This window comes from Roseobacter sp. MED193 (assembly GCF_000152965.1).
GTDB lineage: Bacteria > Pseudomonadota > Alphaproteobacteria > Rhodobacterales > Rhodobacteraceae > Pseudophaeobacter.
This window is the reverse complement of sequence record NZ_CH902583.1, coordinates 2,323,913-2,337,073: the sequence shown is the minus strand read 5'-3', so window position 1 is coordinate 2,337,073 and position 13,161 is coordinate 2,323,913. Positions and strand designations below refer to the sequence as shown.

Genomic DNA, 13,161 nt, shown 5'->3' with positions numbered 1-13,161 from the left:
GACAGGAATGCAAGCGCCTCAATCCACAGTCGACCCGGCGGAAATCGCAAAATTTGAGGCCATGGCCGCCGAATGGTGGGATCCCAATGGCAAGTTCAAGCCGTTGCATATGCTCAATCCCTGCCGTCTGGACTATATTACCAGCCAGATTGCTGCTGAATTCGACCGGGATCTGACACAGCCTGAACCGTTTAAGGGATTGCGTCTGTTGGATATTGGCTGCGGCGGCGGGCTTTTGTGTGAACCCATGTCCCGTCTGGGCGCAGAGGTCACCGGTGCCGATGCCGCTGCGGGCAATCTGCCGGTGGCACGTCTACATGCGGAACAGACCGGCCTTACCATCGACTACCGTCACACCACCGCCGAAGACATGGCCGCCGCAGGCGAGCAGTTTGACGTTGTGTTAAATATGGAGGTGGTGGAACATGTTGCGGATCCACTCAGCTACCTCACCGCAACCCGCCAACTCCTCAAACCTGGCGGGCTGGAGATCTGTTCCACCATCAACCGTAACCCAAAAAGCTATGCCATGGCCATTTTTGGCGCTGAAGTTGTCATGCGTTGGTTGCCGCGCGGCACCCATGAATGGAACAAATTCATCACCCCAGACGAGCTGTTTGATCTGCTGAGCAAAGCTGGCTTAACCCCGGTCGATCGTAAGGGGTTTGTCTTTAACCCTATCAGCTGGAAGTGGTCGATCTCAGACCGCGATCTTTCGGTCAACTACGTCACCGCGAGCATCAAGGAACGCTGAAAGAAAATGATCGCATCCAGGGGCACATAGCGATGATAACGCTCACCTAACCTTTTGGATATGACCGTTATCTTTTGCAACCTTGGGGAGTAGGCAAAAAACGAATATGGTATTTTTAACTTACCTTTTTAGGTCTGTCTGACCCGGGGGCAGGAAGTTCCCCTGGTCATGAAACCCATGTGAACCCTTCCGCCAAGGCCTTTTCGCCTTGGTTCTGCCACCACTCACATCTCGACAGAGGGTTTATTTGGGAAAGGGGGTGCCTAACTTTGGGCACCCCCGCACTGTTTTAGACTGCGACAGTGCGGCAGCGGGAAAACCGGCAAATGGGCGGGCCCTACGTAGAGTTACATTCTCACCCCATAAGGGTTCAGTTGGTTTCTTCGAGCTTTACGCGCAACTCGCGCAGGATGGGCAGAGTCGCGCGGACCCGCTCCCCTCCGAGATCGCGCACGACTTCAGATATCAATGGCACGATACTGGCCAAAGCAGCATCACGCGCCTGCCGCCCGGCCGGGCTGATCGCCACCATTTTACGCCGGGCATCGTCCCAATCTGGGCGGATGTGGATATAGCCCGCAACTTCCAGCTTGTTCAGCGTATTGGTCATGGCGCCGCGCGTCACATGAAAAGCCTTGGCCAATTGCGCCGGGGACCGCTCAACCCCAGTGCGGGTGAGATGGTTCAGAACAGAGAAATGCGACAGCTCCATTCCTTTTGGCAGGGCCTTGCCCAGACGCGAACGTGCAAGCTGGTCCGCCATCAAGATCTCGCTAAACAGCGAGACCGCCAAAGAATGGGATTCTTCCATCAGGGTCCGTTAAACTCTCGATCATGGGTCAGGGCGGGGACGCGCCTGCGTGCTTCTGCCACTTTTTCCCTATCAAGATCAACGTAACTTATCCCAGGTTCTGTGCCTGCATCCGACATAATCTCGCCCCAGGGTGCGACCACAAGAGAATGACCGTAGGTCTTGCGCACCCCGCCCCGGCTGGATTTATGGGTGCCTGTTTGCGCAGGTGCCAGCACATAACAGCCTGTCTCGATGGCGCGCGCCTGAAGCAACGCGTGCCAATGGGCCGCACCTGTGACCGGCGAGAACGCCGCTGGGGCGATTATTATTTCAGCACCTGCCTTGGCCAATGCCCGGTGCAGATGCGCAAAGCGCAGATCATAGCAAATTGTCAGCCCCAGGGTGCCAAAGGGAGTTTCGGCGACTACCGCGCGATTGCCTGGCCGGTAGCCATCGGATTCCCGAAAGGTTTCTTCTGGTGTGACCTCGACATCAAACATATGGATTTTGTCATATCGCGCGATGATCTCACCCTGCGGCGAGATCAGGAACTGGCGATTGGCAAACCGCCCGTCCTCATCATGGGTCTTGACCCCAAAAGAGCCCAGCGACAGCCAGATACCGTGGTCGGCAGCGGTCTGACACAGCGCCTTGAGGCTGGCGTCTTCCTCTTCGTCACACAGCACCTCCTGCTGATGCGCACGGCTCAGCGAGACGCAGTTGCTCACCTCGGGGGTCAGGACAAACCCGGCGCCATTCTCAACCGCCTCAGCGATCAGGCGCTGAAGCAGGTCCAGGTTTTCGCTTGGGGAATCACTCGATGTGATCTGCAACAAGGCGGCGCGCATCTGGGTGTCCCCTTCTGGCAGTGTTTCACAGTTCAGGCCGCGAGCAAGGAATCCAGCTTACCCGCCTGCTCCAATGCATAAAGATCATCGCAGCCGCCCACATGGGTGTCACCAATAAAGATCTGCGGCACGGTATAACCACCGTTGGCGCGCTGGATCATCTCCTGCTTACGTCCCGGATTGGTCAGCACGTTGACCTCGGAAAACTCCACGCCTTTTTGGTTCAGCAGGCGTTTGGCCGCGTGGCAAAAACCACAAAGTGGCGAGGTGTAGATTTCGACCGATTTCATGCGGGTCTCCAATTGTGTGATGTCGATGTTCTGCGCCATATGGGTTCATATTGCAATAATTGCCAGTGGCGGCAGTCGCGGATCACGCCCGTGTGACCCGTGCCAGTACTGCAACCCGGACATCAGCGGCCCCGGCCTCACGGCAGGCATCTGCACAGGCAGTAAGGGTCGCGCCTGAAGTCATCACATCATCTACCAGTAATACGACCCGTCCCTGCATCAAAGCGCGATGGCGGGGATGGGCAACAATGGCCCGGCTTAGCGCCGAAAATCGCTGCGCCCGGGTTTTGCCCTCCAGGCTGGGGGTAACCTTAACCCGTTTCAGCATATCCGGCCAATAATCCAGCCGCGCCTGTCGGGACAGGTGTTCAGCCAAAAGAGCAGACTGATTATACCGACGTTTTAACAGCCGCGACCAATGCAACGGCACTGGGCAAACCAAGGGATTATCACGCAGTAGAGGTGCAGCTGCACGTTCGATCCAGCCCGCGGCCGGTGCAGCAAGATCGGTACGATCACCATGTTTCAGGGCCATTACCAGATTGCGTGCCTTGTCCTTATACAGCATCGCCGCTCGGCCCTGGCTCCAGGGGCGTGACATAGACATGCATTCATCACAGTCTAACCGGTAGCCATCCTCATCCCCAGGTAAAGGCACACCGCAGCCTTCGCAAACGGTACCGCTGATAAAATGCGCCTCCCCCCAGCAGCCGCCGCACAGGCCAAAGTCTTGTTCAACAAATTCATCGCAGCCCAGGCATTTGGGCGGATAAACAAGCGAAACAGCGGTTTGAAACTGCGCGCGCAACATCTAAAAAGCCCCCATGACGCAAGCACCCAAATCACAGCCAGAGCTGTTCGACCGCCAAGCATTGGCAATCCATCGCACCCGCCACCAGCCTGAGGCCTTGTTCCTTCACGACCTGGCACGGGATGAGGTTGAAGATCGCTTAACATTGGTTAACAGGACCTTTACAAAACCTGCGATTGTTTCACCTTTTGCTAACATTTGGCGAAATACCTTCCCTGATGCCCGGATTGTGGCTGATGACGAGGTGTTGGCGCTCACGCCTGGCGCCCATGATCTAGTGATTCACGCGATGGGGCTGCATTGGGCCAATGACCCGGTTGGGCAGCTGATTCAATGTCGGCGCGCCCTCGCCGAGGATGGTCTGCTCTTGGCCATCACGCTCGGCGGTCGCACCCTGCACGAGTTGCGCAGCGCCCTGGCGGAAGCGGAGACTCGTGTCACTGGCGGACTGTCGCCGCGTATCGCCCCAATGGGCGAGGTCCGGGATCTGGGCGGGTTGCTGCAACGCGCGGGCTTTGCCCTGCCGGTCGCCGATGTGGTGCCGCTGACGGCGCAATACCGCGACAGCCTGCATCTGATGCAGGAACTGCGGGCCATGGGCGAGGGAAATGCAATGGCCCAGCGCCTGAAACACCTCAGCCCGCGCGCTCTGTTTGCACAGACCGAAGCCATCTACCGCGCGCATTTTGCACTGAAGAACGGCAAGCTGCCCGCCACCTTTGAGCTGGTCTGCCTCACCGGCTGGTCACCCTCTGAGACCCAGCAGCAGCCCCTGCGCCCCGGCTCGGCCAAGATGCGCCTTTCAGAGGCGTTGAAAGTGCCAGAAACCAAATTGCCAAAATAGACCCGCGACCCCGCCGATAGGAAAAACAAATCACTGCGCCAATATGATCCAATTGGCCTTTGGCCGCGTAACATCTTATCTTATGGCGAAATGTGACCCTCGCCACGACTTTCACAAGCAATGCTTTGCCGCAGATACAGGACCACCGCCCCTATGCTGGATTCTTCCGCCCCCGCCACCTGCCCCGCCCATGCGCCAGCCGATCACCCCAAGATCAAAGGCGAAAAGGTCGGCATTCTGCTGGCGAACCTCGGCACGCCAGATGACTACAGCTATTGGCCGATGCGCCGCTATCTGGGCGAATTCCTGTCGGACAAACGGGTGATCGACTACCCCTCCTGGAAATGGCAGCCACTGCTGCAATTGATTATCCTGACCAAACGCCCATTTTCCTCGGGCGCAGCCTATAAGTCGATCTGGAATCACGACAAGGGCGAAAGCCCGCTAATGACCATAACCAAGGATCAGACCGCCAAGATGGCTGAGGTGATGTCGCAGCGGTATGGCGATCAGGTCATGGTTGATTTCTGTATGCGCTATGGCAATCCGTCGACCAAGTCCAAGGTCCGCGAGATGGTCGAGGCCGGCTGCCAAAAGATCCTGTTTGTGCCGCTCTACCCGCATTACGCCGGCGCCACCTCGGGCACCGCCAATGACCAGTTCTTTCGTGCCCTGATGGAGGAGGTCTGGCAACCAGCCGCGCGCACCATCGCGCCCTATTTTGATCAACCCTCATATATTGAGGCCCTAGCCCGCTCGGTGGAAGAGGCCTACGCCAAGGCCGAGAAACGCCCCGCTATCCTGGTTGTCTCCTACCACGGGATGCCAAAACGCTATCTGATGCAGGGCGATCCCTACCACTGCCAGTGCCAAAAAACGACGCGCCTCTTGAAAGAACGCCTGGGCTGGGACGACACTGAGATCACCACTACCTTCCAGTCAGTCTTTGGCCCCGAGGAATGGCTGAAGCCCTATACCGTTGATCATGTCGCGACCCTGGCCAAAGAGGGTAAAAAGAACATTGCCGTGATGGCACCTGCCTTTTCCGCCGACTGTATCGAGACCTTGGAAGAGATCAACGAGGAGATCAAAGAGAGCTTTGAAGAGGCCGGCGGCGAGGACTTCCTGTATATCCCTTGCCTCAACGACGACGCCGACCATATCGCGGCGCTTGCCGGCGTCATCGAGAATAATCTCAAAGGTTGGCTGGACTAATCTCCCCTCCCCGGTCCAAATAGGATCCAATATTGGACTGCTGGTTTTCGGCAGACGGGGAGACAATTGCAATGAACCTACAGCACTGGGCTGATGCCCTGAATTCCCATTGGGGCCTCACCGCAGATCTGCGCCGCCTGGACGGCGAATATGATCTAAACTTCATAGCAACAGATGCAGACGGCACCGGCTATATACTCAAGGCGATGCGCCCCGGATGCGAGGCCTGGCTGGTCGAGATGCAAGTGCAGGCCTTTCAACATATAGCGGCACAGGCCCCAGAGCTGCCTTGCCCTCGGGTGATCCCTAGCTCAAATGGCGAGGCCATGCTCTCCCTGCCGGATGACAGTGGCGCGGATCGGCTGTGCTGGGTTCTCGAGTGCCTGCCCGGAAAATGCTACGCTAATGCGGCCCCCAAAACAGCTTCGCTGATCCATGAGGTCGGTGCGGCTCTGGGAGGTGTGGGTAAAGCGCTAGCAGATTTTCAGCACCCAAACCTGGCACGGGATTTCAAATGGGATCTGATGCAGGCGGGTTGGGTTGGTTCGGAAATTGATTCTCTTTCTGATCCCTCCAGGCAGTCTCTAATAAAGGAAATAGAGACCACTTTTGCCAATTTGGAGCCTGTATTACAGTCTCTACCGAAACAGGCGATCCACAATGACGCCAACGATTACAACATTATGGTCACGGGTGAGCTGACAGAACCCCGCCGCGTTTCTGGCCTGATTGATCTGGGCGATATATGCGCCGCGCCGCGTGTCTGTGACCTGGCAATTGCCGCCGCCTATATCGTGCTGGACCACCTAGACCCTGAGGCGGCGCTGACCGCATTGGTGGCCGGCTATCACAGCACCTACCCACTGACCGCGCAGGAGGTAGATCTGATCTATCCTTTGCTTCGGATGCGATTGGCCGTGAGCGTGGTGAACTCCACCCTGATGGCGGCGGAAAACCCCGACGACCCCTATGTGACCATATCCCAGGCCCCAGCCTGGCGCTTCCTTGAGGGGCACGATCTGCACCCTGGATTGCTCTCGGCCCGGCTGCGCGCCGCCTGCGGTATGCCGGTGGTCGAAGGTGCGGAACGGGTGATGGACTGGCTGAACTCGGAGCGCGGCAATTTTGCCCCTCTAATGGGCGCAGATCTAAAGGATGCCCCGATGGGATCCTTGTCGGTAGAAAACTCCACATGGCCCCAAAACCCCTTCCACATGCCCCTCCAAGAGGCCGCCCGCGTCGGTGAGGAATTTGAAGACGGCGACAAGATCTGGCTGGGCTACTACCACGAGCCCCGGCTGATCTACACCGAACCCGCCTTTCGCAAAGGTCCCCATAAGGCAAGTAATCGGCGCACCGTACATCTGGCAGTGGATGCCTTTGCGCCGGCCGGCACGCCAATGTTTGCCCCCCTGGCAGGCGAGGTCTTTGTGGTGGAGAATCGCACCGGGCATCTCGACTATGGCGGCGTGATCATCCTGCGCCATGAGACCCCTGCCGGAGATCCGTTTTATACCCTGTACGGTCACCTGGATCCTGAATGCTGCGAGCGCCTGGCCCAAGGTGACCAGATCGAAAAGGGCGCCCAGTTCTGCCGTCTAGGCGATGCCAGCATGAATGGCGGCTGGGCTCCCCATGTGCATTTCCAGCTGGCACTCACCACCCAAGGCATCGAAGCAGACTGGCCTGGCGTTGGCGACCCGGACGAGATGTATATGTGGCGCGCCATCTGTCCCAATCCAGCAGCGCTGCTGAACCTGCCAGATGAAAAATGCAGATATCAGCCCACCAACAAAGACACTATTCGGAAAGGGCGCCAGGATCATTTTGGCGACAACCTCAGCCTGACTTATTCCGATCCGGTGATGCTGCTGCGCGGCTGGAAACACCATCTGTTTGACGAATGGGGCCGCCCCTATCTGGACGCCTATAACAATGTGCCCCATGTCGGCCACGCCCATCCCCGTATTCAAGCGGTAGCGGCGGATCAGCTGAAACGGATGAACTCCAACACCCGCTACCTGCACCCGGCGCAAACCGCCTTTGCCGACAAGATCCTGTCCAAACTTCCGAATCATCTAGAGGTCTGTTTCTTTGTAAACTCCGGCAGTGAGGCAAACGAGCTGGCCCTGCGTCTGGCGCGGGCTCATACCGGGGCCAAAGGCATGGTGACACCAGATCACGGCTATCACGGCAATACCACCGGGGTGATTGATGTCTCTGCCTATAAGTTCAACGCCAAGGGCGGCATCGGCAAATCCGACTGGGTGGAGCTGGTCGAGGTGGCAGATGACTACCGGGGCAGCTTCAAAAGAGACGACGCTGATCGGGCGCAGAAATTCGCGGAGTTGGTCGATCCTGCTATTGAGGCCCTGCAAAAGCGCGGACAGGGTGTGGCCGGGTTTATCGCCGAAACCTTTCCTTCGGTTGGCGGCCAGATTATCCCACCCAGGGGCTACCTGCCTGCAGTTTACAAGAAAATCCGCGCGGCAGGTGGCATTTGCATCGCAGATGAAGTGCAGACAGGGCTGGGTCGTCTCGGCGATTATTACTTTGGCTTTGAACACCAGGGCGCCAGCCCAGATATCGTCGTTATGGGCAAGCCGATCGGCAACGGCCATCCCATCGGCGTGCTTGTCACCACCCGCGCCATCGCCGATAGCTTTGCCAAGGGGCCAGAGTTCTTTTCGACCTTTGGAGGGTCAACGCTGTCCTGCCGCATGGGCAAGGAGGTTCTGGATATCGTGGATGACGAGGATCTGCAGGAAAATGCCCGACTTATGGGTGCAGATCTGATTGCCGGTCTCAAAGCACTGGAAGCTAAACACAGCTGCGTTGGTGATATACGCGGAATGGGACTGTTTCTTGGGGTGGAGCTGATCAATGCGGATGGCTCGGAGGCGACGCAGATCTGTGCTTATGTGAAGAACCGCATGCGGGACCATCGCATTCTGATCGGCAGTGAAGGGCCAAAGGACAATATCCTCAAGATCCGCCCCCCTTTGACCATCGACGCGGAGGGCGTTCAGATGATTCTTACGGTCCTGGATAGCGTCTTGTCCGAAGTCGCGCTGCCCTAGGCAGCCGACAAGCCCCTGCGGGAGCAACAACGGCACAAATAAAAAAGGCGGTGGAAAACCACCGCCTTTTTAAAGTCTTTAAAACAGCAATTAGCTGCTTGCAACAGCCGCGCCAACCAGGACGAGCAGCAGCAGTGGCAGCAGGATGCCGCTGGAAGAGCTGGTTGCAGCTTCTTCGATTACTACGGGCTCAACGATTGGCTCAGCCAGGTTGCCAGCAGAAGCGGTGGATGCAGCGGCGGTCAGAGCGGCTGCGAGTACAAGTTTGTTCATGTTAACCTCCAGAATTAGCGCAGACCGAAAAATGGCCTACGCACCCAAGACTTACCTCGTGATTTTTTCTAACCAGTAAACCCTCGGAATTGCAATTGCTTGTTGATATTTTTCGACCTTCGAAACGCAGTATGTCGTCAAATTAGCAACACTTGAGTCCCCACCTTAGCCACCTCAAACAGTTCCGCGATATGCTCATTGTAGAGACCGATACAGCCATTAGAGGATTTGCGGCCAATCTTGCGGGTATCATGGGTTCCGTGGATCCGATAATACTTCCAGCCAAGGTACAAAGCGTGTGTTCCCAGTGGGTTATCAGGGCCTGGCGGAATATAGGCTGGCCACTCCGGGTTGCGTTTACGCATGTTCGGCGTGGGTGCCCAACCAGGGCCATCAACTTTGCGTGTAATGGAGGTGCGCCCCCTGCGGGTCAGGTCATCCGACAGCGGTACAGATGAGGGGAAAAGTCTGTAGTTATTCCCATCTTCAGACCAATAGTGCAAAGCGCGGCTGTCGATATCGACAAGAATCGCTCCCTTGCGCAGATGATCAAAGTAAGGCTGCCAGCGTTTTGCCCGAAAAGCTGAGATATTCCGCTTTACCGGCGGCTCTGGTTCGGGCGGCGGGCGCAGCGGGTCAAAGGCCTGTTCTTCCTCAGGTTCTGGCGCCACTTGCGACAGGGCAGGCGAGGCAACCAAGGCCGCAGATCCGGCAAGGAACTGTCGGCGGGTGCCGCCGTTTAAAAAGAGTCGTGTCATCTGAAATTTCCTGCGCGATTAAATCCGAGCTGATCTGCATAGTATGGCCGGAAAGCCGCAGTCGCAAATCAAACCATGAATTTTCTGAGCAGATTTCTGCAGGCCTGTTTGCACAGCCCTCAAAGGATAGGGTAAGTGCTTGGACGAACGATAGAGCGAGATTTGAGATGAAGCGTGTATTTTTGATCCTGATGGCCGCCACGCTTGCTTTGGCCGCAGCCTGCACGCCCACATCAGAAACAGGAAGCAGCGGTTCGGCCTATCGCATCCGCAACGCTGACAAAGTCCAACTGCGCATGTTGGATTCCGTCAATGCGCTGCGGCAGGCAGCCGAGGCCCCACAAGTTCAGTTAAACGCCCAGCTGAATGCCGCAGCCGCAACTCATTCCCGTGACATGTCAGTCCAGAACCGCCCCTGGCACTTCGGCTCTGACGGGTCGTCTCCGCTGGATCGGGTTGCACGGACCGGATATGTTGGTGAAGTTCAGGGGGAAAATATCTCTGAAACCTATGAAAACGAGCTTCAGACGCTCACGGCCTGGATGGAAGATGCCAGCACCCGCGCAGTAATACTGGACCCAAAGGCGACCAATATGGGGTTCTCTTGGTTCCAAGAGGCCAATGGGAAAATTTGGTGGACTATGGTGATGGCCAACTAGGTCAGTAGCAACACTCCTAGACCAGCAAAAAGGGGCCTCAGCGGCCCCTTCGTTTTGGTAAGAACGACCTGCGCAGCAGTTCCTACACCCTAGGCGCGCAGGGCAATGGGCGTCCCATCGCGCACCATCGCATAGATCTCTTCGATCTCGTCGTTCTTCACCGCAATACAGCCCGCAGTCCAGTCAGAGACCCGCGCCGCGCGTTTGCGGTCTTTTTCATTGTTAGGCTCGCCATGAATGAATATCTCACCACCAGGGCGTTTGCCCAGCGCGCGGGCATGGGCACGATCCTCAGCGTTTGGATAAGAGATGCCAATCGACAAGTGAAAAGCGCTATTGGGATTGCGCCGATCGATACGATACAGGCCTTCAGGTGTTTTGCCATCGCCTTCGACACGTTTGTGCCCAAGTGGCGCAAAACCCAGATCCATCTTGTATTCGCGCAGGATATCTTCTCCGTGCAACAGATAGACCTTGCGGGCACCCTTGTTGACCACAACGCTGGTCACCTCTGGTCCACCATAGGTCTTAAACCGGCTCACTTGCGGGCCTCTGCCGCAGCCAGCCACTGCCAGGCTGGCAACTGCCGTTAGTCCGAATGCGCGTCTGTCCATGTCTTCTTCCTGTGTGGCCTGCTCGCCTTTTTTAGCGCCATATCCCGAATCGACAAAGTTTCAAAATCACAACTTGCTGTTTGGCACTTCAACCGAAGCGGTTTCGGCGGTTTTAACCTCATGGAGCTGCGCCTCGATGGTCTTCAGACGCTCCAGCACCTCGTCACGGTAGGCATCCGTGCGCTCGCCTTCTTCGGCGGAATGGGCGTCCTGCATTGAGTTCACAATCAGACCCACCAGCAGGTTCACCACCGCAAAGGTGGTCACCATAATAAAGGGCACAAAGAAGGCCCAGGCATAGGGGTAGACCTCCATCACCGGCCGCACGATACCCATGGACCAGCTTTCTAGCGTCATGATCTGAAACAGCGAATACCCCGATTGCCCCAGGGTGCCAAACCATTGTGGGAAGCTATCGCCAAACAGTTTGGTCGCCATGACCGAGCCGATATAGAAAATGATCGCCATCAGCAGAAAGACAGACCCCATGCCCGGCAAGGCAGTGACAAAGCCCTCAACCACCCGGCGCAGGCTGGGGGCGACAGAAATCACCCGCAGCACCCGCAAGATACGCAGTGCCCGGAGTACTGAGAACCCCTGAGCGCCAGGCACCAGGGCCACGCCAACGATCACGAAGTCAAACAGGCTCCAGCCGCTGAGGAAGAATTTGAAACGCCGCACGATGAGCTTAATCGCAATCTCAACGATAAAGACACCCAGGCAGATCTTGTCGATCAAATGGATCAAATTCCCAGCCCGTGCCATCGCGACCTCCGAGGTCTCAAGCCCCAGGGTCACCGCATTGACCATGATCACCGCCAAGATGAAACGGGTAAAACGGGCGTCTTCCAAAAGTCTGTTCAAACGATCAATCACAGTCATCCGGCTCCACTATCGGCGTAAGTTTGGATTAGTCATCCAGTGAAAAACTGGCAACCAGTTCGGTATGGGCAGACCATCTGAACTGGTCAACGACCTGCACCCAATTGAGGCCATAGCCGGCCTCTACCAGAGCCTTTGCATCACGGGCAAAGGTCACGGGGTTACAGGACACATAGGCAATCACCGGCATCCGGGCCTCAGCCAGCTGCGCCACCTGTGCCTCGGCACCGGCACGGGGCGGGTCAATCACAGCTGCCTCATAAAAGGCGCCAAAGGGTTTCAGATCCTCAGGCAGCAGAGGATTGCGGAACAGATCACGCACCTCAGCGGTGACTTTCTTTAGCCCCCTGGCCTGACGCCAGCCATTCTCCAAGGCCTTGATCATTGCAGGCTCACCCTCGAGCGCAAGAACCTCGGCTTGTGCCGCCAGTGGCAACGAGAAGGTGCCGCAGCCCGCAAAGAAGTCGACAATGCGCTTGGCGCCCTTGGTGATCTCCAGAACGCCAGCCAGCAACGCGGCTTCGCCGTCGCGCGTGGCCTGCAAAAAGGATCCAGCAGGCGGGCAGACGCGCGCCAACCCAAAGGCCTGCAGAGGCGGCTGCTCCATCGCCACCTGCTCGTCCTCCCAGGTCAGCCGCGCCACCCCATGCTGTCCGGCTAGGGCGGCAAGGGCACTGCGCAAAGCGCTATCCAATGGTTTGCCCTCGCGCACCATCACATCCAACCCGGTTTCCGAGGTGGTCAGTGTCACCGACAGTGGCGTCTTTCGGCTGGCCCCTGCCATCGCCAGGGCCTCGGCCAGCGGGATGGCGGCGATCAGATCCGGGTCCAGCAGCTGGCAATCCGGGATCGGTGTAATCACCCCTGAGGCACGGCCGTGAAACCCAGCCATAGCGCCCTTTTTGGTGCGCCGCACAGCCAAGGTCGCACGTCGGCGCGACTGGGCAGGCGAGGTATGGATAGGCCGAAATGTAGTCTCCACCCCCTGAGCCTCAAGCGCCTTTTCGACAATCCCCAGTTTCCAGTGGGCGACAAAGTCATTGCTGGCATGCTGCAACTGACAGCCCCCGCAGGATTTGTAATGGCGGCAAGGCGCCGCGATACGGTGCTCCGACGGGGTTTCGATTCGGATATCCGTCAATTGCGTGCCCTCTTGCACACCGCTTACCTGTTCATCCGGCAGGGTACGGGGGGCAAAAAGCGGGCCATGGGCGACTCCGTCGCCTTGGTGGCCAAGGCGGAGGATGGTTGCTGTGGTTCTGGCTACATCTGTCATTCGCGCTAGATAGCGACTGCGGCTCAATGAAAAAAGAACAAAACCCGACAAACGCTGAGAAAGC

At 57.4% G+C, this 13,161-nt stretch carries 14 protein-coding genes; 5 read left to right on the top strand and 9 right to left on the bottom strand.

Features of this window, described 5'->3' with window-relative positions:
* Positions 1 to 7: 7 nt before the first annotated feature.
* Positions 8 to 754: a bifunctional 2-polyprenyl-6-hydroxyphenol methylase/3-demethylubiquinol 3-O-methyltransferase UbiG gene (gene ubiG / locus MED193_RS13610; RefSeq protein WP_009810316.1), complete on the top strand. Its 747-nt coding sequence runs from the start codon at positions 8 to 10 to the stop codon at positions 752 to 754.
* A 370-nt stretch (positions 755 to 1,124) separates the two neighbouring features.
* Here the strand turns inward: ubiG and MED193_RS13605 are convergent, their stop codons facing one another.
* The 4 genes from MED193_RS13605 to MED193_RS13590 form a co-directional block, all read right to left on the bottom strand.
* Positions 1,125 to 1,565 carry a MarR family winged helix-turn-helix transcriptional regulator gene (locus tag MED193_RS13605; RefSeq protein ID WP_009810315.1) on the bottom strand — a complete coding sequence of 147 codons (441 nt, stop codon included), beginning with the start codon at positions 1,563 to 1,565 and terminating at the stop codon, positions 1,125 to 1,127.
* Positions 1,565 to 2,395, bottom strand: a complete 831-nt coding sequence (locus MED193_RS13600; protein WP_009810314.1) for a carbon-nitrogen hydrolase family protein — start codon at positions 2,393 to 2,395, stop codon at positions 1,565 to 1,567. Before MED193_RS13600 ends, MED193_RS13605 begins: the two co-directional genes overlap by 1 nt.
* 32 nt (positions 2,396 to 2,427) lie before the next feature.
* A complete protein-coding gene (gene grxC / locus MED193_RS13595) occupies positions 2,428 to 2,685 on the bottom strand; it encodes a glutaredoxin 3 (RefSeq protein ID WP_039966889.1) in 258 nt (85 codons plus the stop codon).
* A gap of 82 nt (positions 2,686 to 2,767) precedes the next feature.
* Complete coding sequence (locus MED193_RS13590; protein ID WP_009810312.1) at positions 2,768 to 3,496, bottom strand: ComF family protein; 729 nt, start codon at positions 3,494 to 3,496, stop codon at positions 2,768 to 2,770.
* Positions 3,497 to 3,509: 13 nt separating this feature from the next.
* Here MED193_RS13590 and MED193_RS13585 point away from each other — a divergent pair, with 13 nt between their 5' ends.
* The 3 genes from MED193_RS13585 to MED193_RS13575 all read left to right on the top strand — a co-directional run bounded on the left by MED193_RS13585 (position 3,510) and on the right by MED193_RS13575 (position 8,635).
* Complete coding sequence (locus tag MED193_RS13585) at positions 3,510 to 4,340, top strand: hypothetical protein (protein WP_009810311.1); 831 nt, start codon at positions 3,510 to 3,512, stop codon at positions 4,338 to 4,340.
* A gap of 153 nt (positions 4,341 to 4,493) precedes the next feature.
* A complete protein-coding gene (gene hemH / locus MED193_RS13580) occupies positions 4,494 to 5,555 on the top strand; it encodes a ferrochelatase (protein WP_009810310.1) in 1,062 nt (353 codons plus the stop codon).
* Positions 5,556 to 5,626: 71 nt separating this feature from the next.
* On the top strand, positions 5,627 to 8,635 hold the full coding sequence (locus MED193_RS13575) for an aminotransferase class III-fold pyridoxal phosphate-dependent enzyme (protein ID WP_009810309.1): 3,009 nt from the start codon (positions 5,627 to 5,629) through the stop codon (positions 8,633 to 8,635).
* Positions 8,636 to 8,725: 90 nt separating this feature from the next.
* Here MED193_RS13575 and MED193_RS13570 read toward each other — a convergent pair whose 3' ends face one another.
* Together MED193_RS13570 and MED193_RS13565 are read right to left on the bottom strand one after the other, a co-directional pair.
* Positions 8,726 to 8,908 (bottom strand): hypothetical protein, encoded by a 183-nt coding sequence (locus tag MED193_RS13570; protein WP_009810308.1) that lies wholly within the window; start codon positions 8,906 to 8,908, stop codon positions 8,726 to 8,728.
* A gap of 137 nt (positions 8,909 to 9,045) precedes the next feature.
* Complete coding sequence (locus tag MED193_RS13565) at positions 9,046 to 9,666, bottom strand: L,D-transpeptidase (protein WP_009810307.1); 621 nt, start codon at positions 9,664 to 9,666, stop codon at positions 9,046 to 9,048.
* Positions 9,667 to 9,833: 167 nt separating this feature from the next.
* On the opposite strand from MED193_RS13565, the gene MED193_RS13560 reads away from it, so the two are divergent.
* On the top strand, positions 9,834 to 10,325 hold the full coding sequence (locus MED193_RS13560; protein ID WP_009810306.1) for a CAP domain-containing protein: 492 nt from the start codon (positions 9,834 to 9,836) through the stop codon (positions 10,323 to 10,325).
* A gap of 89 nt (positions 10,326 to 10,414) precedes the next feature.
* On the opposite strand, the gene MED193_RS13555 is transcribed toward MED193_RS13560, so the two are convergent.
* The 3 genes from MED193_RS13555 to MED193_RS13545 all read right to left on the bottom strand — a co-directional run bounded on the left by MED193_RS13555 (position 10,415) and on the right by MED193_RS13545 (position 13,097).
* The gene (locus MED193_RS13555; protein ID WP_009810305.1) at positions 10,415 to 10,939 is read right to left on the bottom strand and encodes a murein L,D-transpeptidase family protein; all 525 of its coding nucleotides are present in this window, start codon (positions 10,937 to 10,939) and stop codon (positions 10,415 to 10,417) included.
* Positions 10,940 to 11,005: 66 nt separating this feature from the next.
* Positions 11,006 to 11,821 carry an ion transporter gene (locus tag MED193_RS13550; protein ID WP_009810304.1) on the bottom strand — a complete coding sequence of 272 codons (816 nt, stop codon included), beginning with the start codon at positions 11,819 to 11,821 and terminating at the stop codon, positions 11,006 to 11,008.
* A 28-nt stretch (positions 11,822 to 11,849) separates the two neighbouring features.
* Positions 11,850 to 13,097 (bottom strand): class I SAM-dependent RNA methyltransferase, encoded by a 1,248-nt coding sequence (locus tag MED193_RS13545; protein ID WP_009810303.1) that lies wholly within the window; start codon positions 13,095 to 13,097, stop codon positions 11,850 to 11,852.
* Positions 13,098 to 13,161 lie beyond the last annotated feature (64 nt).

What these genes read in the sequence shown, in the direction of transcription:
- ubiG (WP_009810316.1), top strand. Translation starts at nt 8, where the DNA reads ATGCAAGCGCCTCAATCCACAGTCGACCCGGCGGAAATCGCAAAATTT.
- MED193_RS13605 (WP_009810315.1), bottom strand. Translation starts at nt 1,565, where the DNA reads ATGGAAGAATCCCATTCTTTGGCGGTCTCGCTGTTTAGCGAGATCTTG.
- MED193_RS13600 (WP_009810314.1), bottom strand. Translation starts at nt 2,395, where the DNA reads ATGCGCGCCGCCTTGTTGCAGATCACATCGAGTGATTCCCCAAGCGAA.
- grxC (WP_039966889.1), bottom strand. Translation starts at nt 2,685, where the DNA reads ATGAAATCGGTCGAAATCTACACCTCGCCACTTTGTGGTTTTTGCCAC.
- MED193_RS13590 (WP_009810312.1), bottom strand. Translation starts at nt 3,496, where the DNA reads ATGTTGCGCGCGCAGTTTCAAACCGCTGTTTCGCTTGTTTATCCGCCC.
- MED193_RS13585 (WP_009810311.1), top strand. Translation starts at nt 3,510, where the DNA reads ATGACGCAAGCACCCAAATCACAGCCAGAGCTGTTCGACCGCCAAGCA.
- hemH (WP_009810310.1), top strand. Translation starts at nt 4,494, where the DNA reads ATGCTGGATTCTTCCGCCCCCGCCACCTGCCCCGCCCATGCGCCAGCC.
- MED193_RS13575 (WP_009810309.1), top strand. Translation starts at nt 5,627, where the DNA reads ATGAACCTACAGCACTGGGCTGATGCCCTGAATTCCCATTGGGGCCTC.
- MED193_RS13570 (WP_009810308.1), bottom strand. Translation starts at nt 8,908, where the DNA reads ATGAACAAACTTGTACTCGCAGCCGCTCTGACCGCCGCTGCATCCACC.
- MED193_RS13565 (WP_009810307.1), bottom strand. Translation starts at nt 9,666, where the DNA reads ATGACACGACTCTTTTTAAACGGCGGCACCCGCCGACAGTTCCTTGCC.
- MED193_RS13560 (WP_009810306.1), top strand. Translation starts at nt 9,834, where the DNA reads ATGAAGCGTGTATTTTTGATCCTGATGGCCGCCACGCTTGCTTTGGCC.
- MED193_RS13555 (WP_009810305.1), bottom strand. Translation starts at nt 10,939, where the DNA reads ATGGACAGACGCGCATTCGGACTAACGGCAGTTGCCAGCCTGGCAGTG.
- MED193_RS13550 (WP_009810304.1), bottom strand. Translation starts at nt 11,821, where the DNA reads ATGACTGTGATTGATCGTTTGAACAGACTTTTGGAAGACGCCCGTTTT.
- MED193_RS13545 (WP_009810303.1), bottom strand. Translation starts at nt 13,097, where the DNA reads ATGACAGATGTAGCCAGAACCACAGCAACCATCCTCCGCCTTGGCCAC.